Here is an 18,526-nt window from a genome sequence, read left to right as displayed (position 1 = left end):
ACCGGCTACCACGCCGGCGTGCCCTGGCGGGTCATTTGCAACCTGCCGACCTGATCAGAGGAAGCCCAACCATGAACGACCAACCGCCGTTGGCGATATCCCGACGCCGTTTCCTGATTCTCGGGGCCGTGACCGCAACCGCGTTCGCGATGCCCCCTTTCATCAGCCTCAAGGCCTACGCGGCCAGCCTGGAGCAACCGGCCATGGCCAAAGTAACCATCGAAGTCAACGGCAAGCCACAGGCGCTGGAGGTTGACACCCGCACCACCCTGCTCGACGCCCTGCGCGAACACCTGCACCTGACCGGCAGCAAAAAGGGCTGCGACCACGGCCAGTGCGGCGCCTGCACGGTGATCGTCGACGGCCGGCGAATCAATTCCTGCCTGACCCTGGCGGTGATGCAGGACGGCGCCAAAGTCACCACCATCGAAGGCCTCGGCATGCCGGACCATCTGCACCCGATGCAGGCGGCGTTCATCAAGCATGACGGTTACCAGTGCGGCTACTGCACGCCGGGGCAGATCTGCTCGGCGGTCGCCGTGCTCCAGGAAATCCGCGACGGCATCCCCAGCCACGCCAGCCCCAGCCTCACCGACGCACCGCAACTGATCGCCAGCGAATTGCAGGAACGCATGAGCGGCAACATCTGCCGCTGCGGCGCCTACTCGAACATCATCGAAGCCATCAGCGAAGTCGCGGAGGTGCCAGCATGAGAGCGTTCAATTACAGCCGCGCCGACTCCCCTGCCGCAGCTGCTGCCCAAGCCGCGCAAATCGAAGGCGCACGTTTCATTGCCGGCGGCACCAACCTGCTGGACTTGATGAAGCTCGACATCGAAACGCCCCAGCAGTTGATTGACGTCAATCACCTGGGCCTCGACCGGATCGAAGCGACCGACGACGGCGGTTTGCGCATCGGCGCACTGGTGCGCAACACCGATCTGGCCGCCGACAACCGCATCCGGAAAGACTACGCGCTGCTGTCCCGTGCCTTGCTCGCCGGCGCATCGGGCCAGTTGCGCAACATGGCGACCACCGCCGGCAATCTGCTCCAGCGCACGCGCTGCCCGTATTTCTACGACACCAATCAGGCCTGCAATAAACGTAATCCCGGCAGTGGTTGCGCGGCGATTGGCGGGGTCAGTCGACAACTCGGCATCATCGGTGTCAGCGACGCTTGCATCGCGACCCATCCGAGTGACATGGCGATTGCGATGCGTGCGCTGGATGCTCAGGTCGAAACGATCAACGCTGATGGCAGCACTCGACGCATCGCCATCGCGGACTTCCACCAACTGCCCGGCACCACACCGAATGTCGAAACCAGTCTGACGCCGGGCGAGCTGATTACCGCCGTCACCCTGCCCGCGCCAGTGGGCGGCACCCATGTCTATCACAAGGTGCGCGACCGCTCGTCGTACGCCTTCGCGCTGGTCTCCGTCGGCCTGATCCTGCAGAAGGATGGCAGCGGGCGCATCGCCGTCGGCGGCATCGCGCCGAAACCCTGGCGCGTCGAAGCGGCGGAAGCGCTGCTGCCGCAAGGCGCGAAAGCCGTCAGAGCGCACCTGCTCGACGGCGCCACGCCGACCTCTGACAACCAGTTCAAAGTGACATTGGTCGAGCGCACCATTGCCTCGGTGCTGGCCCAAGCGAGGGACGAAGCATGAAATTCGACACACCCGCCACGACCAACCCGATTGACCAGTTGAATGTCATCGGCAAACCCACCGACCGCATAGAAGGCCCGCTGAAGACCAGCGGCCAGGCGCCTTACGCCTACGAGCAACATGAAGCCGTGAAAAATCAGGCCTACGGCGTGATGGTCGGCTCGGCCATCGCCAAGGGTCGCATTACCCGCATCGATCTGGAGGCCGCCCGCGCCGCGCCGGGGGTGCTGACCATCGTCACCGCCGCCAATGCCGGCAAGCTCGGCAAAGGCCAGTACAACGCCGCGCACCTGCTGGCCGGGCCGCACGTGCAGCACTATCACCAGGCCGTGGCGCTGGTGGTCGCCGAAACCTTCGAACAGGCGCGGGCCGCCGCGCAGTTGGTCAACGTCGAGTACGCGGCCGACAAAGGTCAATTTGATCTGGCCAGCGTGCGCGACCAGGGCGTGGAGCCGAAAGACGATCTGCCGGACGTCAAGCACGGCGATTTCGCCAGCGCCTTCGCCGCCGCGCCGGTGCAGTTCGACCAGACCTACACTACGCCGGACCAGTCCCACGCGATGATGGAGCCCCACGCGACCCTCGCCGCCTGGAAAGGCGATCACGTGACGCTCTGGACTTCCAACCAGATGATCGCCTGGAGCGTCGGCGACATCGCCGCCACCCTCGGCCTGCCCAAGGAAAACGTGCGGCTGATCTCGCCGTACATTGGTGGCGGTTTTGGCGGCAAGCTGTTCATTCGCGCCGACGCGATCCTTGCCGCCCTCGGCGCACGCTTGGCGAATCGTCCAGTGAAAGTCGCCCTCGCCCGTCCGCAGATCGCCAACAACACCACCCACCGACCCGCCACCATTCAACGCATTCGCATGGGTGCCACGGCGGACGGCAAACTCACCGCCATCGCCCATGAAGGCTGGTCGGGCAACCTCGTCGACGGCAAGGTCGAGGTTGCAGCGCAGCCGAGTCAGTTGCTCTACGCCGCCGAAAATCGTTTGGTGACCATGCGTCTTGCGCCGCTGGATCTGCCGGAAGGCAACGCCATGCGCGCGCCGGGTGAAACGCCGGGGCTGATGGCGCTGGAGATCGCCATGGACGAGATGGCGGAACAGCTCAAACTCGATCCGATCCAGTTCCGCATCCTCAACGACACCCAGGTCGATCCGGTGAAAACCGAGCGACCGTTCTCCCAGCGGCGTCTGATTGAATGCCTGCAAACCGGCGCCGAACGTTTTGGCTGGGATAAGCGCAATGCGACGCCCGGCACCCGTCGCGAAGGTCGCTGGCTGATCGGCATGGGCGTCGCGGCGGCGATTCGCAACAACCTGCTGGTGAAGTCCGGCGCACGAGTGAGGCTGGAGCGCGACGGCAAGATCACCGTGGAAACCGACATGACGGACATCGGCACCGGCAGCTATACGATCATTGCCCAGACTGCAGCGGAAATGATGGGGGTCAGCCTGGACGATGTGGTGGTGCGACTCGGGGATTCAAACTTCCCGGTGTCGGCAGGCTCCGGCGGCCAGTTCGGCGCCAACTGCTCGACCGCCGGGGTCTACGCGGCGTGCATGAAGCTGCGCGGAGCGGTCGCGGCCAAACTGGGCATGAACGCGGGTGAAGCGCAGTTTGCCGATGGCCACGTTCGATTGGGCAGCAAGAACGTGCCGTTGCGTGACGCCGCGCAACATGCCGCGATCGAAGTCGAGGACAGCATCGAATTCGCCGACCTCGCCAAGCAGTACCAGCAATCGACCTTCGGCGCGCACTTCGTCGAAGTCGCGGTGGATGCCGCTACAGGCGAAGTCCGCGTGCGGCGCATGCTCGCGGTCTGCGCCGCCGGGCGGATTCTCAATCCGAAATCAGCCCGCAGCCAGGTGATCGGTGCCATGACCATGGGCGTCGGCGCGGCATTGATGGAAGAGCTCGCGGTAGACAAACGCCAAGGCTTTTTCGTCAACCATGACCTGGCAGGCTACGAAGTGCCGGTGCACGCCGACATCCCGCATCAGGAGGTGATTTTCCTCGATGAAACCGACCCGATTTCCTCGCCGATGAAAGCCAAGGGGGTGGGTGAACTCGGGATTTGCGGTGTGAGTGCGGCGGTGGCGAATGCGATCTATAACGCCACCGGTGCACGGGTGCGGGAGTATCCGATTACCTTGGACAAGATTCTTGATGCGTTGCCGCCGATGATCTGAAACCGGTAGCGCACCAGCATGGGGTGCTGGTGCGCTAATCACTCCGGGAAATAGCTAACTCACCAATGCAATCAACTGCTGACGCTGCGCATCGGTCAGCATCAGCCCGAACCCGGCGCCGGCATTGTCGGCCATGTACAGCGGATTGCTGGTGCCAGGGATCACGCAGGTCACCGCCGGATGCGCCAGCAGGAATTTCAGCGCCAGTTGCGGCCAGCTCCTGGCCCCGACTTGCGCCGCCCAGCCCGGCAGCGGTTTGCCCTTGAGCCGCGCGAGCAGGTCGCCGCCACCGAACGGTCGGTTGCAAATCACTGCCACCCCACGCTCGCGACACAGCGGCAGGATGCGTTTCTCGACCCAGCGATCATCGAGCGCGTAATTGATTTGCAGGAAATCCAGCGGCTCGGCCTTGAGCACCGCTTCGACCTCGTCATAGGCCGACGGCGTGTAGTGGGTGATGCCGATGTAGCGGATGCGGCCCTGCTCTTTCCAGTCGCGCAGGGTCGGCAGGTGGGTTTGCCAGTCCAAAAGGTTGTGAATCTGCATCAGGTCGATGCGCTCGGTGCGCAGCAGGCTGAACGACTGTTCCATCTGCGCGATGCCCTCCTCGCGACCCCGGGTCCAGACCTTGGTCGCCAGAAACGCCGGTGAGCGCGGTTCGTGGATCGACAGCAATTCACCGGTGGTTTCCTCGGCGCGGCCATACATGGGCGAGCTGTCGATCACCGTGCCACCCTTTTTGAACAGCTCGCCGAGCACCGCCGGCAATTGTTTGTAGACCGGATCGCCAGGGGCGACGTCGAAACCGCGATAAGTGCCCAACCCCACCAGCGGCAGTGGCTCGGAGCTCGAAGGGATGGCGCGGGTCTGCATGGTCTGGGCTCCTGTGGCATTCGGCGACGTAATGGCGGCCAGCGCACGGTCAAAGGTAAAAACCGCTGACACCCCGGCTGCCAGCGTCAGCAACCGGCGGCGGGAATATCCCTCAGTGTGGTTCATGCTGGCGCCCTTGCCCTGTGGATCTGTTGCACCTTGTGTTTTGACGCAGCCCGCAACACCGTTGGACTACACTGCGACAGCCAACCTGCGCGCCCGGTTAACGTTAGTCGAATGTCCAGAACCCTGTCGTCACTCGTCGCATTGATCCTCGCCGTGTACTTGATCCTGTGCGCGGCGCTGTTCGTTTTTCAGCGGGCGCTGATCTATTTTCCCCAGCCCACCAGCCTCGATTCACCGGAGTCGCGGTTGACGCTGGCCATGCCCGACGCCGAGATCCGCGTGACAGTGCGCGAGCGCGCCGGACCCAAAGCACTGATCTATTTCGGCGGCAATGCCGAAGATGTTTCGCGTAATCTGCCGGAGTTTTCCGAGGCGTTTGCCGACTATTCGTTGTATTTGCTGCATTACCGGGGTTTTGGCGGCAGCGGTGGTTCGCCCTCCGAAGCGGCGATTGCCGAGGATGCGCTGGCGCTGTTTGATCAGGTGTATGCCAGTCATCCGCAGATTGCGCTGCTGGGACGCAGCCTCGGTTCCGGGGTCGCGGTGCGGCTGGCCAGCCAGCGGCCGGTGCAGCGGCTGATTCTGGTCACTCCCTACAACAGCCTCGAGGAAATCGCCACCCGCCAGTTCCCGTGGGTGCCGGTGCAGTGGTTGCTCAAGGATCGTTTCCGGTCCGGCCAGTACGCGGCGCATATCCGCGTGCCGACGCTGCTGCTGGCGGCGAACGATGACGAGGTGATTCCACGGTCCAGCACCGAACGCTTGCTGCACAGCTTTCCCGGCGGTGTGGCCACGCTCAAAGTGGTGGCGAACGCGACGCACAATTCGATTTCCGAACGGCCGCAATACCTGCAATGGATCGAGGATGCGTTGAATCGCTGAGCACTTCGTCGGCAGCCGATGAAACCCGGCGCCACCTCGTGAACCAAGTGCAAAAAGGCCAGTCCTACCCGCGCCGCGTTCTGCGGTTCACTTTCCTTCAGCGCTGTCCTTTTTCAGAGCTTTGCGTCCCATGCGCCACGCCGTTCGTTCGTCTCGCTTCGTTTCGCTGTGCCTGTTGATCCTTTCTCCCCTGCTTTCTCCCTCTGCCCACGCCAGCGCCGAGCGCCAACTGGTGGCCGCCATCAACGACTACCGGGCCCATCCGCAACGTTGTGACCGGCGCCCGGCTCAACGGCTGGCGCCGCTGACGCTGAAGTCGAATCTGGCGTTGCCGGTCGGCTATGGCTACGGCGGTGGATTGCGTGAGCGACTGAAAGATTCCGGATACGCCGCCGTGGCGGTGCGCAGCATCCGGATCGTCGGCGCACAGGACGCCGAAGAGGCGTTCGAAATGCTGCAAGACGATTACTGCGGCGCATTGCTCGACGGTCAATACGCCGACATCGGCATCAGCCGCGCCCGCAGCGAATGGCAAGTGGTGCTGGCCCGGCCGGTGCTCGACAGCCGCGTCGGCGACAACCGCAGCGTCGGCAAGGCCTTGCTGGCCGAGGTCAACGCCGCCCGTGCCCGGCCGCGTATGTGCGGTCGGCAGCGCTTCGCCGCTGCCCGGCCCTTGAGCTGGAACCCGGCACTCGGCGCCGCCGCCCAGGGCCACAGCAAGGCCATGGCCTACGGCAACTACTTCGCCCACCGCGACCCGGACGGCGACGGCCCGGCAGATCGTGCCCGCGCAGCCGGCTACCGTGGCCGGCAGATCGGCGAAAACATCGCCGCCGGACAAAGCTCACCGGGCAAGGCCATGGCCGGCTGGCTGGCCAGCCCCGGACACTGCGCCAACCTGATGAACCCGATGTTCACCCAGGTCGGCGCCGGGTTTGCCAGTGAGGCGCGCAGTGACGAAGGGGTTTACTGGACGATGCTGTTCGGGGCGCCTTGAGCGTTCATTTCGGCCGACGCACCGCCCGAACCCTGCCACTTTTCCCGCCGCCACAATAGAATCGCTCAGCGCCATCGGCCTCCAGCCCGGAGACGCCGATGCCGCCGGGCAAAGTCAGGCTTTCCAGTACCTCGCCGTTGCCCGCGTCGATCCGCCGGATCTCGCTTTCATCGCCTTCCCAGGTGCCATGCCACAGCGCACCGTCGACCCAGGTGACGCCGGTGACAAAACGATTGGACTCAAGTGTGCGGAGGATTTTTCCGGTGTCCGGATCGATCTGGTGGATCTTGCGGTCGCGGTATTGCCCCACCCACAACGAGCCCTCGGCCCAAGCCATGCCCGAGTCGCCGCCGTCGCCCGGAGCCGGAATGGTATGGAGTACGCGCCCGGTGACGGGGTCGATCTTGTGAATTCGGCAGTCGGCGATCTGGTACAGGTGCTTGCCGTCGAACGCGGTCCCGCCATCGGCGCCGACCTTGATCGTGCGCAAAGTTTCGCCGCTGGCCGGGTCGAGTGCGTTGAGCTGACCATCGCTGGCGAACCAGACTTGCCGGCCATCGTAGGTCACTCCATGGACACCGTCGATGCCTTCGAACGGGCCGTATTCCCGAAGGATTTCTGCGTTTGCCTGTTTCATGCTGGTTTCCTCGCTGAGTGGGTGAGTCCAGCCTAGCCATTGCCCAGCGACACCGGGAGTAACAAGATCGTCGCGAAACCCGGCAATGGCGGTGTCAGCCAGCGTCGTGCACGGCCCGCACCGAATGCCTGTACTTTGTCTTGTGCCGCCAACGTTTCAAGTGCCCGCTGCACTTGCCGCTGGCTGTTGCCCGACGCGAGCGCAAGTGCCGAACTCGACCACGCTTCGCCATCGGCAAGCAAGGCCAGCAGCCCGGCGTGTCTGTCTTCGAGCGGCAACGTGAGCAGCGCTACATCGTGTGCAACCAGTGCATAGCCGCGAGGGGTTGCGATGATTCCGGCCAGCGGACGCAACGCCGCACGCAACCGGCCAATTTCGACCCGCAATCGGACGCGGTGGGATTCATCATCGAGTTTCAATCGGAAGGCTTTGGCGATCAACGCCTCTCTGGACACCCCTGCCGGCCAGGCTTCGGCAAGTAGCCGAACGAGGTTGAACAACACCGGTCGCGTGGTCAGCGCCACGGTCATTCCGGCACCGCGCACGCTGTAGCGACAGGCATCGACCACCAGCGTCGGCGAGGTGAACAACACTTCCACCTGCGCGAGCGTGACCGCTTTCTCCCGGCCCGCAACGATCAATCGGGCTGCCGGCTCATGAAGAAGTTGCAGGGCATGAGCGACCTCTGCCAACAGTGCCGGAATCGCCGCCTGATGAGCTGCACGTTGCGCGCGTTCCAACGTTGTTTGCGCCTTGTGCGCCTGGACCCGACGCAAAGCGATCCCGGCTGTCATCAATTCATGAACAGTGCGCAGAGCCGGGGGTAACGGTGCAGGATCGAGTTCATCGAGCAGCTTTTCAGCCGCATCAAGCTGGCCGATCAGCAACAACCGACGAATCTGCAAACAACGCACGTGCGCGGCATTCACGCCGTCGCCATGATCCTGCAAGACTTGTCGCGCCGCCTCCAGTGCCTCGACCGGCCAACCGAGATCCCGTGCCGCCAGCGCCACATCGGCCTCGGCGATCACACAGCGCGCCCGGGACAGCGGCTCATTGGCGCCGAATGCCTTCACTGCCCGTTGCAACAACGTCCTGGCCCGCGTCATGTCGCCGAGCTGCGCCATGGCGATCCCGCGCAGGGCCAGGGCTGGAGGGTCTTCACGCAGGGCGACGAAATTCAGCGCCGCCAACGGATCTCCCGCTGCCAGCGCGCGGCCGGCGGCGTTGATCAGCGAGTCCATGGAGCGTCCGACATGGCAGGTTTCCGGTATCAGATCGTGGGTGGAGTCTAATACTGAATATGGATTTGTCTGGATGCTCGTTTGACGGCGCGCTCAGTCAAGGATCGCGGCGCCCTCGAGCAGCGCCTGCAAACCCACCGGCACCAACGGCGATTGATCCGTGAAGCTTGAACTGCCCTGCCAGCTTGCGGTGAACGGAGTGCCGTCGCTTTCGTGCCCGACGATCTGTAATTGCTCGTACACTTGCGCGTCTTCGAGGCGGGCGTCATACACCTGGACAATTTCATGCCCCGGTTTGCCGTTGTAGACGAAGAGGCTTTCAAGCGTGCCGAGCAGGCGCAGATCCTTTATGGAAAGACCCAATTCTTCCTGCACTTCGCGCACGATCGCCTCGCGGCTGGTTTCACCAAATTCGATTCCGCCACCGATAGGCCGGTAGAAGGATTTGTCTGCGACCGGGTCGTGGCAACGGTTCACCAGAATCTTGCCCTGGTGATGAAAGACACACAGTGCAAGTGCGCGGATACGCTGCTCGGCCATGGGGTAAAGTCCGTTTGCTGGATAAAAGGGCCGGGATTAGATCACACGCCACATCCATGCGCTTCAGGTAATCTGCGTCGGCTGGGAAAGGAAAACAGTCCATCATGGAGTCGATCATTTGAAACGTCTTGCCTTGTACCTGTTGCTCCCTTTGTTCGCGGCTTGCAGCACAGGGCCCTTTCTATATCCGGAATCGACCGTGGGCGAGCACGCGCTGCTGGTCAGGACGTGTCCCGGAGCGAAGCCGTCCATGAGGTATAAGACCGCATCAAAGACGCTCGACTGGGTTCATCTTCTGGTCTATGCGCCGTTGCCGGGGATGCCAACCAAACCCGACTCCCACCTCTCCACGGACACCGAGTTGCGGATGTACGTTTACCTCTACACGCCCCCGTACATGCGGAACCTGCAAACACCGGAACAACGCAAGATCGCCGAAGAAACCCCTCCTCCGGCACTCTGGATCAGCGCGGCGTCACCTGAGGCCACCGTGCAGCTGGCCAACGGCAAGTCCTATACGGTCACGATCGAACACCTGAAAACCGGTTTCGACCCGCGTGAAACGAAGCTGGATATTTATTCCCCGGGAACGCCCCTGGGTGACGGTGAAATAGACGATTTCATCCTGACGCTACCGGATCTCTTCCTGAATGGAGAAAAAATCCCGACCGCGCCGATCCATTTCAAAGTCCGTGAAGAGCGCCACATGCCGCTGCTCAACTGCTGATCTCAGACCGGAGAAATCGTGGCAAGGACGCCGATCATGATGGTCAACACAAGAAAGCCGCCGAGAAAAATCGCCATCTTAGCCATGAAGGCCTCCTGAATACTGAATGTCCGGCGCACCGGGCGCTTCGGAATGAAGCGCGTCGCGTATGGCCGAACGGCAGGGCTATTCTGGGCCCGTGGCTGAGATGGATACAGATGCAGATCCGACAGGAAAAAGCGGATCAGATGGATCGGGCTGGCGCATGGTTCGACATTCAGGTCGGTACAGAGGGTTTCCATTACGCAGCTTTGATCTAGAGTCATGGGCGCCGCGCCAAGAACAACAAAAATACAGGAGTGAAACCATGTCCGATTTGAACCTGCACCCCAACGCCGCCGAATCCCTGAGCCGCTGGCACGAGATGATCCGCACCGGCAACCTCAAGGCCCTGCCCGAATTGCTCGATCCCAAAGCGGTGTTTCGCTCGCCGATGGCCCACACGCCTTATCCAGGCGCGCCGGTGGTGTCGATGATCCTCAATACCGTGTTCGAGGTGTTTGAAGACTTCAAATACCACCGTGAACTGGCGACAGCCGATGGCCTGAATGTGGTGCTGGAGTTCAGCGCCAAAGTCGGCGCAAAAGAGCTAAAAGGCATCGACATGATCCGTTTCGATGAACAAGGCAAGATCGTCGAGTTCGAGGTGATGGTGCGGCCGCTCAGCGGGTTGCAGGCGCTGGGGGAAGAGATGGGACGGCGTCTGGGCGCTTATCTGGCGGCCGCCAAGGCCTGAAATCCGCACACAAAAAAGCCCACTGACCGTCACCGGATCAGTGGGCTTCGTGTGTCAGGCGTCTGGTTACAGAGCCATGTCACGTGCAGCGCTTTCTTTTGGAGCCGGGGCTTTTTCAGCCGAGGCGTCCGCCGCTGGAGCTGCAACCTGGCCAATCACCGGAGGGGTTGGCAGTTGCAGGATCTTGGCGGTGTAGGCCCACTCTTCAGCCACTTTGGCTGGATCGTTGTTCAGCTGGGTGCCGTAGCTTGGAACGATCTGGTGCAGCTTGGCTTGCCACTCAGGGCTGGCGACTTTGTCTTTGAAGACTTTCTGCAGCACGCTCAGCATGATCGGTGCAGCGGTCGATGCGCCTGGGGATGCGCCCAGCAGACCGGCGATGGAGCCGTCCTTGGAAGCAACGATTTCGGTGCCCAGTTTCAGCACGCCGCCAGCGGCTTCATCACGCTTGATGATTTGCACGCGCTGGCCGGCTTGCCACAGGCGCCAGTCTTCGGCTTTGGCGTTCGGGAAGTATTCCTTCAGCGCGTTCAGACGGTCTTCATCCGACAGCATCAGTTGACCGGCCAGGTACTCGACCAGCGGGTATTCCTTGATGCCGACCTTGGTCATAGGCCAGATGTTGTGGGTGGTGGTGCTGGTCAGCAGGTCCAGGTACGAACCTTCTTTCAGGAACTTGGTGCTGAAAGTCGCGAACGGGCCAAACAAAATGACGCGCTTGCCGTCCAGGACACGGGTGTCCAAGTGCGGAACGGACATCGGAGGCGCGCCAACCGAAGCTTTGCCGTAGGCCTTGGCCAGGTGCTGTTCGGCGATGGCCGGGTTATCGGTCACCAGGAACGAGCCGCCTACCGGGAAGCCAGCGTATTCCTTGGCTTCTTCGATACCGGATTTCTGCAGCAGGTGCAGTGCACCGCCGCCAGCGCCGATGAACACGAACTTGGCGTCGGTTTCAGTCTTGGTGCCGTCTTTCAGGTTTTTGTAGCTGACGCGCCAGGTGCCATCGGCATTCTTGGTGATGTCCTGCACTTCGCTGGACAGCTTCATGCTGAAGTTAGGCTTGGTCTGCAGGTAACCGGCGAACTGGCGGGTGATTTCGCCGAAGTTCATGTCGGTACCCAGCGGGCTCCAGGTGGCCGCGATTTTCTGGTTCGGGTCACGCCCTTCCATCATCAGCGGGACCCACTTCTTGATCACAGCCGGGTCTTCGGAGTACTGCATGCCGGCGAACAGCGGGCTCGCTTGCAGGGCTTCGTAGCGCTTTTTCAGGAACTTGATGTTGTCATCGCCCCACACGAAGCTCATGTGCGGAGTGGTGTTGATGAACGAACGAGGGTCCTTCAGGACGCCTTGACGAACCTGCCAGGCCCAGAACTGACGGGAGACCTGGAACGCTTCGTTGATCTCGACGGCTTTCGGGATGGTGACATTGCCCTTGTCGTCTTCCGGGGTGTAGTTCAGCTCGGCAAGTGCCGAGTGACCGGTACCGGCGTTGTTCCAGCCGTTGGAGCTTTCCAGGGCGACGCCGTCGAGGCGCTCGACCATTTCCATCGACCAGGTCGGTTCCAGCTCATTGATCCACACACCCAGGGTGGTGCTCATGATGCCGCCGCCGATCAGCAGAACGTCGACTTTCTTTGCTTCTTCGGCATTGGCGGAAGACATCCCCATCGCCAAAGCCAGCCCCAGCAAGGCTGTGTTCACTTTCTTAAACATCTGTTGCACCTATGATAAAACGCCTTCCGCCCGCCGCTGTTGTACGTATGGGGTCCCCTCTTTCGCGACACTCAGGCCAGCGTCGCGGGTTCCGGCACACTTCAATTTTGACGGGTGGGCACACAAGGCCGACAGGCTGCGTCGACCTCAGTTATATGTCCCTTCTGAACTGACTTCTTATCATTATTGGCTTCAGCTACTTGAGCGACAGGGATTCCGCCTGGCCCGCCGAAAAGCGCGCCAGACTGAATGGGGTCAAAACAAGTGGCGCGAAGAATATCACGTCATGGCAAACCCGCGCGTCTGTTCGCGACCGGATAGTTTTCCATTGGTTCATCAAGCGCTTTCAAACGCCGTCCTGTTCCTGACAAGTTGTACGACGACTGACAAATACTCCAGTCGTTCCGAAACCTACAACAACAAGGAATCCTCATGAACAAAAGCAAAGTGCTGCTCGGTCTTTTCTGTGTTTTCAGTGGTTATGTCGCCGCCGCCCCGGCGGAACAGGACGTCGCCCAGGCCGTTGACCATCTGACCCAGGCGATGCTGCACAAGGACATCGCCGAGCTGAACGCCCTGACCGCCGACAACCTGACCTACGGCCACTCCAGCGGCAAGATCCAGGACAAGAAAGCCTTCATTGCCGATATTGAAACCGGCAAGAGCGCATTCAAGACGCTGGAGATGCAGAACCAGACCATCACAATGTCCGGGGACACCGCGCTGGTGCGCCATCACTTCTCGGCGCAGGCACTGAAAGGCACCGAGGTCGTGCCGACGGAAATTGAGAATTTCCAGATCTGGCAGAAGCAGTCCGGCAAATGGCTGCTGGTGGGGCGTCAGGCGTACAAGTTCTGAAGCATGAGCTCTGCCGCTGACAAGGCGGCAGAGCCTGCTCTCACAACCTGAACCGATCCACCGACTGCGCCAGCCGCCCCGCCAGACTCGACAGTTCGTCCGTGGTATTGGCCGTCTGGCCGATGACCTTGCTGTTGCCCTCCGACATGCCCGCGATCATCTCCACCTGATGGGCAATCTCGTTGCTCGCATGGCTCTGTTCGCCGATGGTGCGGGTGATGTCGTTGACCAATTGCGTAGTGCTCAGGGTGGCCTCAAGGATTTCGCGGATCGCGCGTTCGACGTCGGCGGTGACCGCCATGCCCTTGTCGACCTGGGCGACACCGGCTTCCATGCTGCTGACGGCCTCGCGGGTGCTGTTCTGGATGCGCGCGACCATCGCGGCGATTTCCTGGGTCGAGGCGCTGGTGCGCGCAGCCAGGTTGCGCACCTCATCGGCCACCACCGCAAAGCCCCTGCCCTGCTCGCCCGCCCGGGCGGCCTCGATGGCTGCGTTGAGCGCCAGCAGGTTGGTCTGATCGGCGATGCTTTTGATCACCTGAATGATATTGAAGATGCCTTCGGATTCCTGATCCAGGGTGCGGATCACCTGTGCCGATTGCTGGGCGGAACGGGCGATGTCGTCCATATCACTGACTACTTGATGGATCACCTGCCCGCCGTTTTTCGCCAGTGACTCGGCCTGGCTGGCCATGTTCAACGCGCGCTCGGCGTGACGGGTGATTTCCTCGATGCTGGCGGTCATCTGGCTTGCGGCAGCCGCCATGGTGCCGGCGGCGGTGCTTTGCTGCTGACTGCTGTCGGCCACCTGATGGCAGCCGTGGCTCAGTTGTTCGCTCATGCCGCTGACGCCGTGGGCGTTGCTTCGCACCACACCGATCATGTCTCGCAGGTCGCGCTGCATGGTTGCCAGCGTGCGGATCAGCGCACTGGCTTCGTCCTTGCCGGACGGTTCGGCGATCGGTTCGCTGAGGTTGCCGTGGGCGATGCTTTCAGCGATGCGACTGGCGGACTTCAGCGGCCCCATGATGCTCAGGATCACCCAGCGGCCCTGAACCAACAGCAGCAACAGGCTGGCAATGAGGACAATACCAAGTGCGACATTGGCATTGTGGATCGCCGCTTCGGTGCCCTCGCTGGTCTGCCGGGCATTGGTTTCGATCAGCTCGCTGAGGGCGGCCATCTGTTCTTCGAGCTGGCTGAACGCCGTACTGAAGGTGCCGAGATGCTGCTGGGCGCTGTCCGGGTTTTCCAGTGCAAGACCGACGATCTGCTCGCCGGCGCTGATGTAGGTGTCGAGGCTGGGCTTGATCTGCTCGAGCGCGGACTTGATCGTCGGATTCACCGGCAACTTGAGATTCTCACCCAATACCTCGCGAAAATGCGCCGCATGCTCTTCGACGGAGCTGCGCACCTCGTCCGCCGAACTGGTGCTTTTGCCCAGCCCCACCAGCATTGCCGAATACACATCGGCACGCAGGGCGTCATGCATCATGTCGGCTTCCATGTGATTGCGCAGCGCGCTCATGCTGACCGCGTTGTCACTGACCGCCGAAGCCATCCGCTGATTGCCGACGTAACTGACCAGACTCACGATCAACGCCGTCAGCAGGCTGGTTGCAATCAGCAACACCAAACGCAGTTTGATCGACACCGTGATTTCCTCCCAGGCTGCGCCACGCGGCGCCGTTCAACGCTTCAGTTAAGCCTATTTACGTGAATCCGCCGCTTTAGAGCGTCGCAGGGTGTGTCGTTACATTCGGTAAAAACGCGGACTGTGCGACGGTTCTCGTTCTACGGCCACTACCGCCCGGCATGGCGCATGGAACTCCCAGGCTGTCCGGCACCTCTCACATTATGTGGTAATTCCTTTTCGCTTCACGCTGCTGGAGGAACACCGTCATGCGCCGTTTATTACTCGTTTCGTCTCTTATGCTGTGCCTGCCTTTCGGTTCGGCATTCGCCCGCGTGGATGCGGGAGATGTGGCTACTTCAGCGGGGGTTTCCGCGTCGCTGTACTCGACTTTCAAGGATCACAAAATGGTGATTCCGGCCCGTGACGACTTGTCCGCATTCGTCGCCAGCGGCGGAACGATCCGTGGCGTGTACCTGGAATCGGTGCTGCAACAGGTGCGTCAGGACAATCCCGGCCTGAACGCCAGCGATGAAGAGCTGGCCAATGCCATTCTGGTTCACTACGAAGGTCTGTCGCAGTAACCACGGCACGTTCGATGATGGTGGCTGACGGACTTGCCACCGTTACGCCCCGCCGATGGACGGCTGGCAGACGACCATGGGCAAAACCGTCGAACGGCCTCTATGATGGAGGCCATGACGATTTCCGCCTCGCTTCGCTCCCCTTGCCCGCCGGGTCTGTGCATCTGCGGGCGTGATCCGCTGCTGGATACGCCCGGCGCGGATGTGCGCATCCTGCTGCTGACCCGCGAGGAAGAGAAGCGACTGCTTGAACGTCTGGAAAACCTGAAAGACCTCGCCGACCTCGAGCGTTTGCAAGGCAGGATGTTCGATCAGCTCGGGATTCGCGTGCTGATCGCCCCAAAGTTCGGTGAGGTGCGGACGGTGCGCGGAGGCATCGAAATCGAAGTCCAAGAGCTCCCGGGGCTCTGTCGAAAAACCCGAAAAACCATCCCCGCCGCCATCCGCCGAGGCCTGGAAAACAATCCGCAAGTCGCCTTCGATCTGCTCAACGCCCACGATTTGTTGCGCGGCACCTGATCATTTCTTCATGCCCACCCGCTTGCGCATCTCGGCCGTGATGCTCTGTCGGGTTTTCTTGATGTCCGCCCAGGGTTCATCGCCCACCTCCGCCAACCGTTCGTGAACGTTGCGCACGTTCCATTGATCGGCGCCCTTGATCTCGCCGACTTCTTCCCGAAACAGCGGCACCGACACCGGCAGCCCTTCGCGGGTGCGCGCTGCGTAGGCGCAAATGGTGGTGGCACCCAGGCCGTTGCGCAGGTAATCGATGAAGATCCGCCCCACACGGTTTTTCGGCCCGGATACCGCAGAAAAACGCTCCGGCAACAATTTCGCCATGTGCGTGACGATGGCGTGGCTGAAATCCTTGACCTCGTCCCAGCCATGCTTGCGGGTCAGCGGCACCACCAGATGAATGCCCTTGCCACCGCTGGTCTTGAGAAACGCCTTGAGGCCCAACTCGTCCAGCACGGTCAGGGTCAGCGCCGTGGCTTCCACCATGCTTTTCCACGGCAGCGCCGGGTCCGGGTCGAGGTCGAGGACAAAGCGGTCGGGCTTGTCCAGATCCGTTGTGGTGGCGTTCCAGGTGTGCAATTCGACAGTGCTCATCTGCACCGCGCCGATCAAGGCTTCGGCATTGTTGATCAGCATCACCGGCTGGCCGGTCAGTTCCTTGTCCAGCGTGCGGATGCCGGGGATCGCCAGGTGTTCGGCGTTTTTCTGGAAGAACAGCTCACCGGCGATACCGTCCGGCGCGCGCACCAGCGCCACCGGGCGGTCCTTGAGCTGCGGCAGAATCCATTCGGCGACGCTGGCGTAATACTCGGCCAGCTGCATTTTGGTAGTGCCACTGCTGGCGTCGATCACCCGGTCGGGATGGGTGATCCGCACTTTGCCGTCAGCCAGGCCGGATTGGGACGGAGCGGTAGCTTCGGTCTTTGAAGGTTTCATGGGTCTGGCGCGCTCCTCGGTGATGTCCTTGGCCGGTTTGTCATCGCGCAGGCCGTGGAACACGGCATGGCGCACCGAGCCGTCCCGGGTCATTTCGGCAAACGCTACTTCCGCCAGCAGACTCGGTTTAAGCCAGTGCACACCCTTGGCCTCGAAACCGCTGGGCGGATTGATCACCGCCGGCTTCTTCACCCGCAAGGGTTTGAGCTGCGCGAGGATGCTCTTGAGGGTGGATTCATTGAATCCCGTGCCGACCTTGCCGGCGTACCGCAACTCGCCGCTGTCACGCTCATGCAACCCCAGCAACAACGCGCCGAACGCACTGCGCGCGCCTTTCGGATCGGTATAGCCGACGATCACGAATTCCTGGCGATGCTTGCACTTGAGCTTGATCCAGTCGCTGCTGCGGCGCGACACGTAAGGCGAGCCGAGGCGTTTACCGATCAGGCCTTCCATGCGCATCTGGCAGGCGCTGTTAAGCAACGCCTGCGGGGTTTCGTCGAATGCCTCGGAAAAACGCAGCAGCGGACTTTCATGGCTTTTCAGTACCGTGGCCAGCGCTGCACGCCGCTCCTCCACCGGCACCTCGCGCAGGTCGACACCGTTCAAATACGGCAGATCGAACAGGTAATAGACGACGTTTTCGCTGCGTCCCGAATCGAATGCGTTTTGCAGGGCCTGAAAGTCCGGCACACCGTCGGCGTCAGCTACCACCATCTCACCGTCAAGCCATGCCGATTCCAAGCCCAGCGCCGCGAGGGCTTGCGCCTGTTTCGGCAACTTGTGCGTCCAGTCATGACCATTGCGGGTGAACAACTGCACCTCGTCCTGATCGATACGCGCCATGATCCGATAGCCGTCGAACTTGATTTCGTATTGCCAATCCCCTTCCGGCGCGCTCTCCACCAAGGTGGCGAGTTGAGGTTTGAGCTGCGCGGGAATTTTGGCCTTGTGCGCTCCGGTGAGTTTGCCCGAAGCCGGCTTGCGCGGTGCTTTCGCCGGGCTTTTCAGTGGTTTGACCTGCTTGGCACTGAGCCGGGGTTTGTCGACGATCGTGCGCTCGCTGAGCACACTGTCGGGCTCGGCGACCAGCACGTCGTAATCGCTCTGCGGGCGTGCGGCGCTGTCCTGATGCTTGATCAGAAACCACTGCTCTTTCTTGCCCGGCATGTGGGTGCGCACCAGGTTCCACACCCCGGCGAGTTTCTCGCCTTGCAGTTCGAATTTGAGCTTGCCCTTGGCGTAGGCCTTCTCCGGGTCTTCCAGCGGAATCCACACGCCGCGATCCCAGACGATCACATCGCCGGCACCGTAATGCCCTTCGGGAATGCTGCCCTCGAACGTCGCGTAGTCCAGCGGATGGTCTTCGACATGCACCGCCAGCCGCTTGACCTTGGGATCCAGCGACGGGCCCTTGGGCACCGCCCAGCTCTTGAGCGCGCCGTCGAGTTCCAGGCGAAAGTCGTAATGCAGGTGCGAGGCATCGTGCTTTTGAATGCAGAACTGCAGGGCATGGTCGCCGGCGGATTTCTTGCCCCGGCGGTGGTCAGCCGACGGTTCAGAGGTCGCCGAAAAGTCGCGCATCCGGTTGTAGTCGTCGAGATTCCTGCTCATCCTGCAC

At 61.8% G+C, this 18,526-nt stretch carries 18 protein-coding genes; 10 read left to right on the top strand and 8 right to left on the bottom strand.

Annotated elements, in window-relative coordinates:
- Nucleotides 1–71: 71 nt before the first annotated feature.
- The 3 genes from paoA to paoC are packed head-to-tail and all read left to right on the top strand — an operon-like array spanning nucleotide 72 to nucleotide 3,861.
- Nucleotides 72–713 carry an aldehyde dehydrogenase iron-sulfur subunit PaoA gene (gene paoA, locus QLG12_RS10105; protein ID WP_197871113.1) on the top strand — a complete coding sequence of 214 codons (642 nt, stop codon included), beginning with the start codon at nucleotides 72–74 and terminating at the stop codon, nucleotides 711–713.
- Nucleotides 710–1,666: a xanthine dehydrogenase family protein subunit M gene (locus QLG12_RS10100; RefSeq protein ID WP_197871111.1), complete on the top strand. Its 957-nt coding sequence runs from the start codon at nucleotides 710–712 to the stop codon at nucleotides 1,664–1,666. The genes paoA and QLG12_RS10100 overlap by 4 nt, the downstream gene beginning before the upstream one ends.
- A complete protein-coding gene (gene paoC, locus QLG12_RS10095; protein ID WP_197871109.1) occupies nucleotides 1,663–3,861 on the top strand; it encodes an aldehyde oxidoreductase molybdenum-binding subunit PaoC in 2,199 nt (732 codons plus the stop codon). Before QLG12_RS10100 ends, paoC begins: the two co-directional genes overlap by 4 nt.
- A gap of 54 nt (nucleotides 3,862–3,915) precedes the next feature.
- On the opposite strand, the gene QLG12_RS10090 is transcribed toward paoC, so the two are convergent.
- The gene (locus QLG12_RS10090) at nucleotides 3,916–4,860 is read right to left on the bottom strand and encodes an aldo/keto reductase (protein WP_282474414.1); all 945 of its coding nucleotides are present in this window, start codon (nucleotides 4,858–4,860) and stop codon (nucleotides 3,916–3,918) included.
- A 111-nt stretch (nucleotides 4,861–4,971) separates the two neighbouring features.
- Between QLG12_RS10090 and QLG12_RS10085 the strand changes: the two genes are divergently transcribed.
- Entirely contained in the window at nucleotides 4,972–5,742 is a 771-nt protein-coding gene (locus QLG12_RS10085) for an alpha/beta fold hydrolase (RefSeq protein ID WP_282474413.1), read from the top strand.
- Nucleotides 5,743–5,872: 130 nt separating this feature from the next.
- A complete protein-coding gene (locus QLG12_RS10080) occupies nucleotides 5,873–6,739 on the top strand; it encodes a CAP domain-containing protein (protein ID WP_236194544.1) in 867 nt (288 codons plus the stop codon).
- A 4-nt stretch (nucleotides 6,740–6,743) separates the two neighbouring features.
- Here the strand turns inward: QLG12_RS10080 and QLG12_RS10075 are convergent, their stop codons facing one another.
- The 3 genes from QLG12_RS10075 to QLG12_RS10065 form a co-directional block, all read right to left on the bottom strand.
- A complete protein-coding gene (locus tag QLG12_RS10075; protein WP_197871101.1) occupies nucleotides 6,744–7,376 on the bottom strand; it encodes a PQQ-binding-like beta-propeller repeat protein in 633 nt (210 codons plus the stop codon).
- A 32-nt stretch (nucleotides 7,377–7,408) separates the two neighbouring features.
- Nucleotides 7,409–8,620, bottom strand: a complete 1,212-nt coding sequence (locus QLG12_RS10070) for a helix-turn-helix domain-containing protein (protein ID WP_282474412.1) — start codon at nucleotides 8,618–8,620, stop codon at nucleotides 7,409–7,411.
- Nucleotides 8,621–8,713: 93 nt separating this feature from the next.
- Complete coding sequence (locus tag QLG12_RS10065; protein ID WP_236194542.1) at nucleotides 8,714–9,160, bottom strand: NUDIX hydrolase; 447 nt, start codon at nucleotides 9,158–9,160, stop codon at nucleotides 8,714–8,716.
- 250 nt (nucleotides 9,161–9,410) lie between these two features.
- On the opposite strand from QLG12_RS10065, the gene QLG12_RS10060 reads away from it, so the two are divergent.
- Nucleotides 9,411–9,887 carry a hypothetical protein gene (locus QLG12_RS10060; protein ID WP_236194541.1) on the top strand — a complete coding sequence of 159 codons (477 nt, stop codon included), beginning with the start codon at nucleotides 9,411–9,413 and terminating at the stop codon, nucleotides 9,885–9,887.
- A gap of 2 nt (nucleotides 9,888–9,889) precedes the next feature.
- Here QLG12_RS10060 and QLG12_RS10055 read toward each other — a convergent pair whose 3' ends face one another.
- The gene (locus QLG12_RS10055; protein WP_282474411.1) at nucleotides 9,890–10,192 is read right to left on the bottom strand and encodes a hypothetical protein; all 303 of its coding nucleotides are present in this window, start codon (nucleotides 10,190–10,192) and stop codon (nucleotides 9,890–9,892) included.
- 41 nt (nucleotides 10,193–10,233) lie between these two features.
- Here QLG12_RS10055 and QLG12_RS10050 point away from each other — a divergent pair, with 41 nt between their 5' ends.
- Nucleotides 10,234–10,662 (top strand): nuclear transport factor 2 family protein, encoded by a 429-nt coding sequence (locus tag QLG12_RS10050; protein ID WP_197871095.1) that lies wholly within the window; start codon nucleotides 10,234–10,236, stop codon nucleotides 10,660–10,662.
- Nucleotides 10,663–10,728: 66 nt separating this feature from the next.
- Here the strand turns inward: QLG12_RS10050 and mqo are convergent, their stop codons facing one another.
- Nucleotides 10,729–12,378: a malate dehydrogenase (quinone) gene (gene mqo, locus QLG12_RS10045; protein WP_085607539.1), complete on the bottom strand. Its 1,650-nt coding sequence runs from the start codon at nucleotides 12,376–12,378 to the stop codon at nucleotides 10,729–10,731.
- Between the two features lie 432 nt (nucleotides 12,379–12,810).
- On the opposite strand from mqo, the gene QLG12_RS10040 reads away from it, so the two are divergent.
- Nucleotides 12,811–13,236 (top strand): nuclear transport factor 2 family protein, encoded by a 426-nt coding sequence (locus QLG12_RS10040; RefSeq protein ID WP_197871091.1) that lies wholly within the window; start codon nucleotides 12,811–12,813, stop codon nucleotides 13,234–13,236.
- A 40-nt stretch (nucleotides 13,237–13,276) separates the two neighbouring features.
- Here the strand turns inward: QLG12_RS10040 and QLG12_RS10035 are convergent, their stop codons facing one another.
- The gene (locus QLG12_RS10035) at nucleotides 13,277–14,890 is read right to left on the bottom strand and encodes a methyl-accepting chemotaxis protein (protein ID WP_282474410.1); all 1,614 of its coding nucleotides are present in this window, start codon (nucleotides 14,888–14,890) and stop codon (nucleotides 13,277–13,279) included.
- 248 nt (nucleotides 14,891–15,138) lie between these two features.
- Here QLG12_RS10035 and QLG12_RS10030 point away from each other — a divergent pair, with 248 nt between their 5' ends.
- Complete coding sequence (locus QLG12_RS10030) at nucleotides 15,139–15,453, top strand: DUF2388 domain-containing protein (RefSeq protein WP_039770957.1); 315 nt, start codon at nucleotides 15,139–15,141, stop codon at nucleotides 15,451–15,453.
- A gap of 114 nt (nucleotides 15,454–15,567) precedes the next feature.
- Nucleotides 15,568–15,972, top strand: a complete 405-nt coding sequence (locus QLG12_RS10025; protein WP_181457918.1) for a hypothetical protein — start codon at nucleotides 15,568–15,570, stop codon at nucleotides 15,970–15,972.
- Here QLG12_RS10025 and ligD read toward each other — a convergent pair whose 3' ends face one another.
- Nucleotides 15,973–18,519, bottom strand: a complete 2,547-nt coding sequence (gene ligD / locus QLG12_RS10020; RefSeq protein WP_282474409.1) for a DNA ligase D — start codon at nucleotides 18,517–18,519, stop codon at nucleotides 15,973–15,975.
- Nucleotides 18,520–18,526: the final 7 nt, after the last annotated feature.

The organism is Pseudomonas sp. V88_4 (genome assembly GCF_029967985.1).
GTDB lineage: Bacteria > Pseudomonadota > Gammaproteobacteria > Pseudomonadales > Pseudomonadaceae > Aquipseudomonas > Aquipseudomonas glycinae.
Note: the sequence above shows the minus strand (reverse complement) of the source record. Positions and strands in the feature narration are given on the sequence as shown.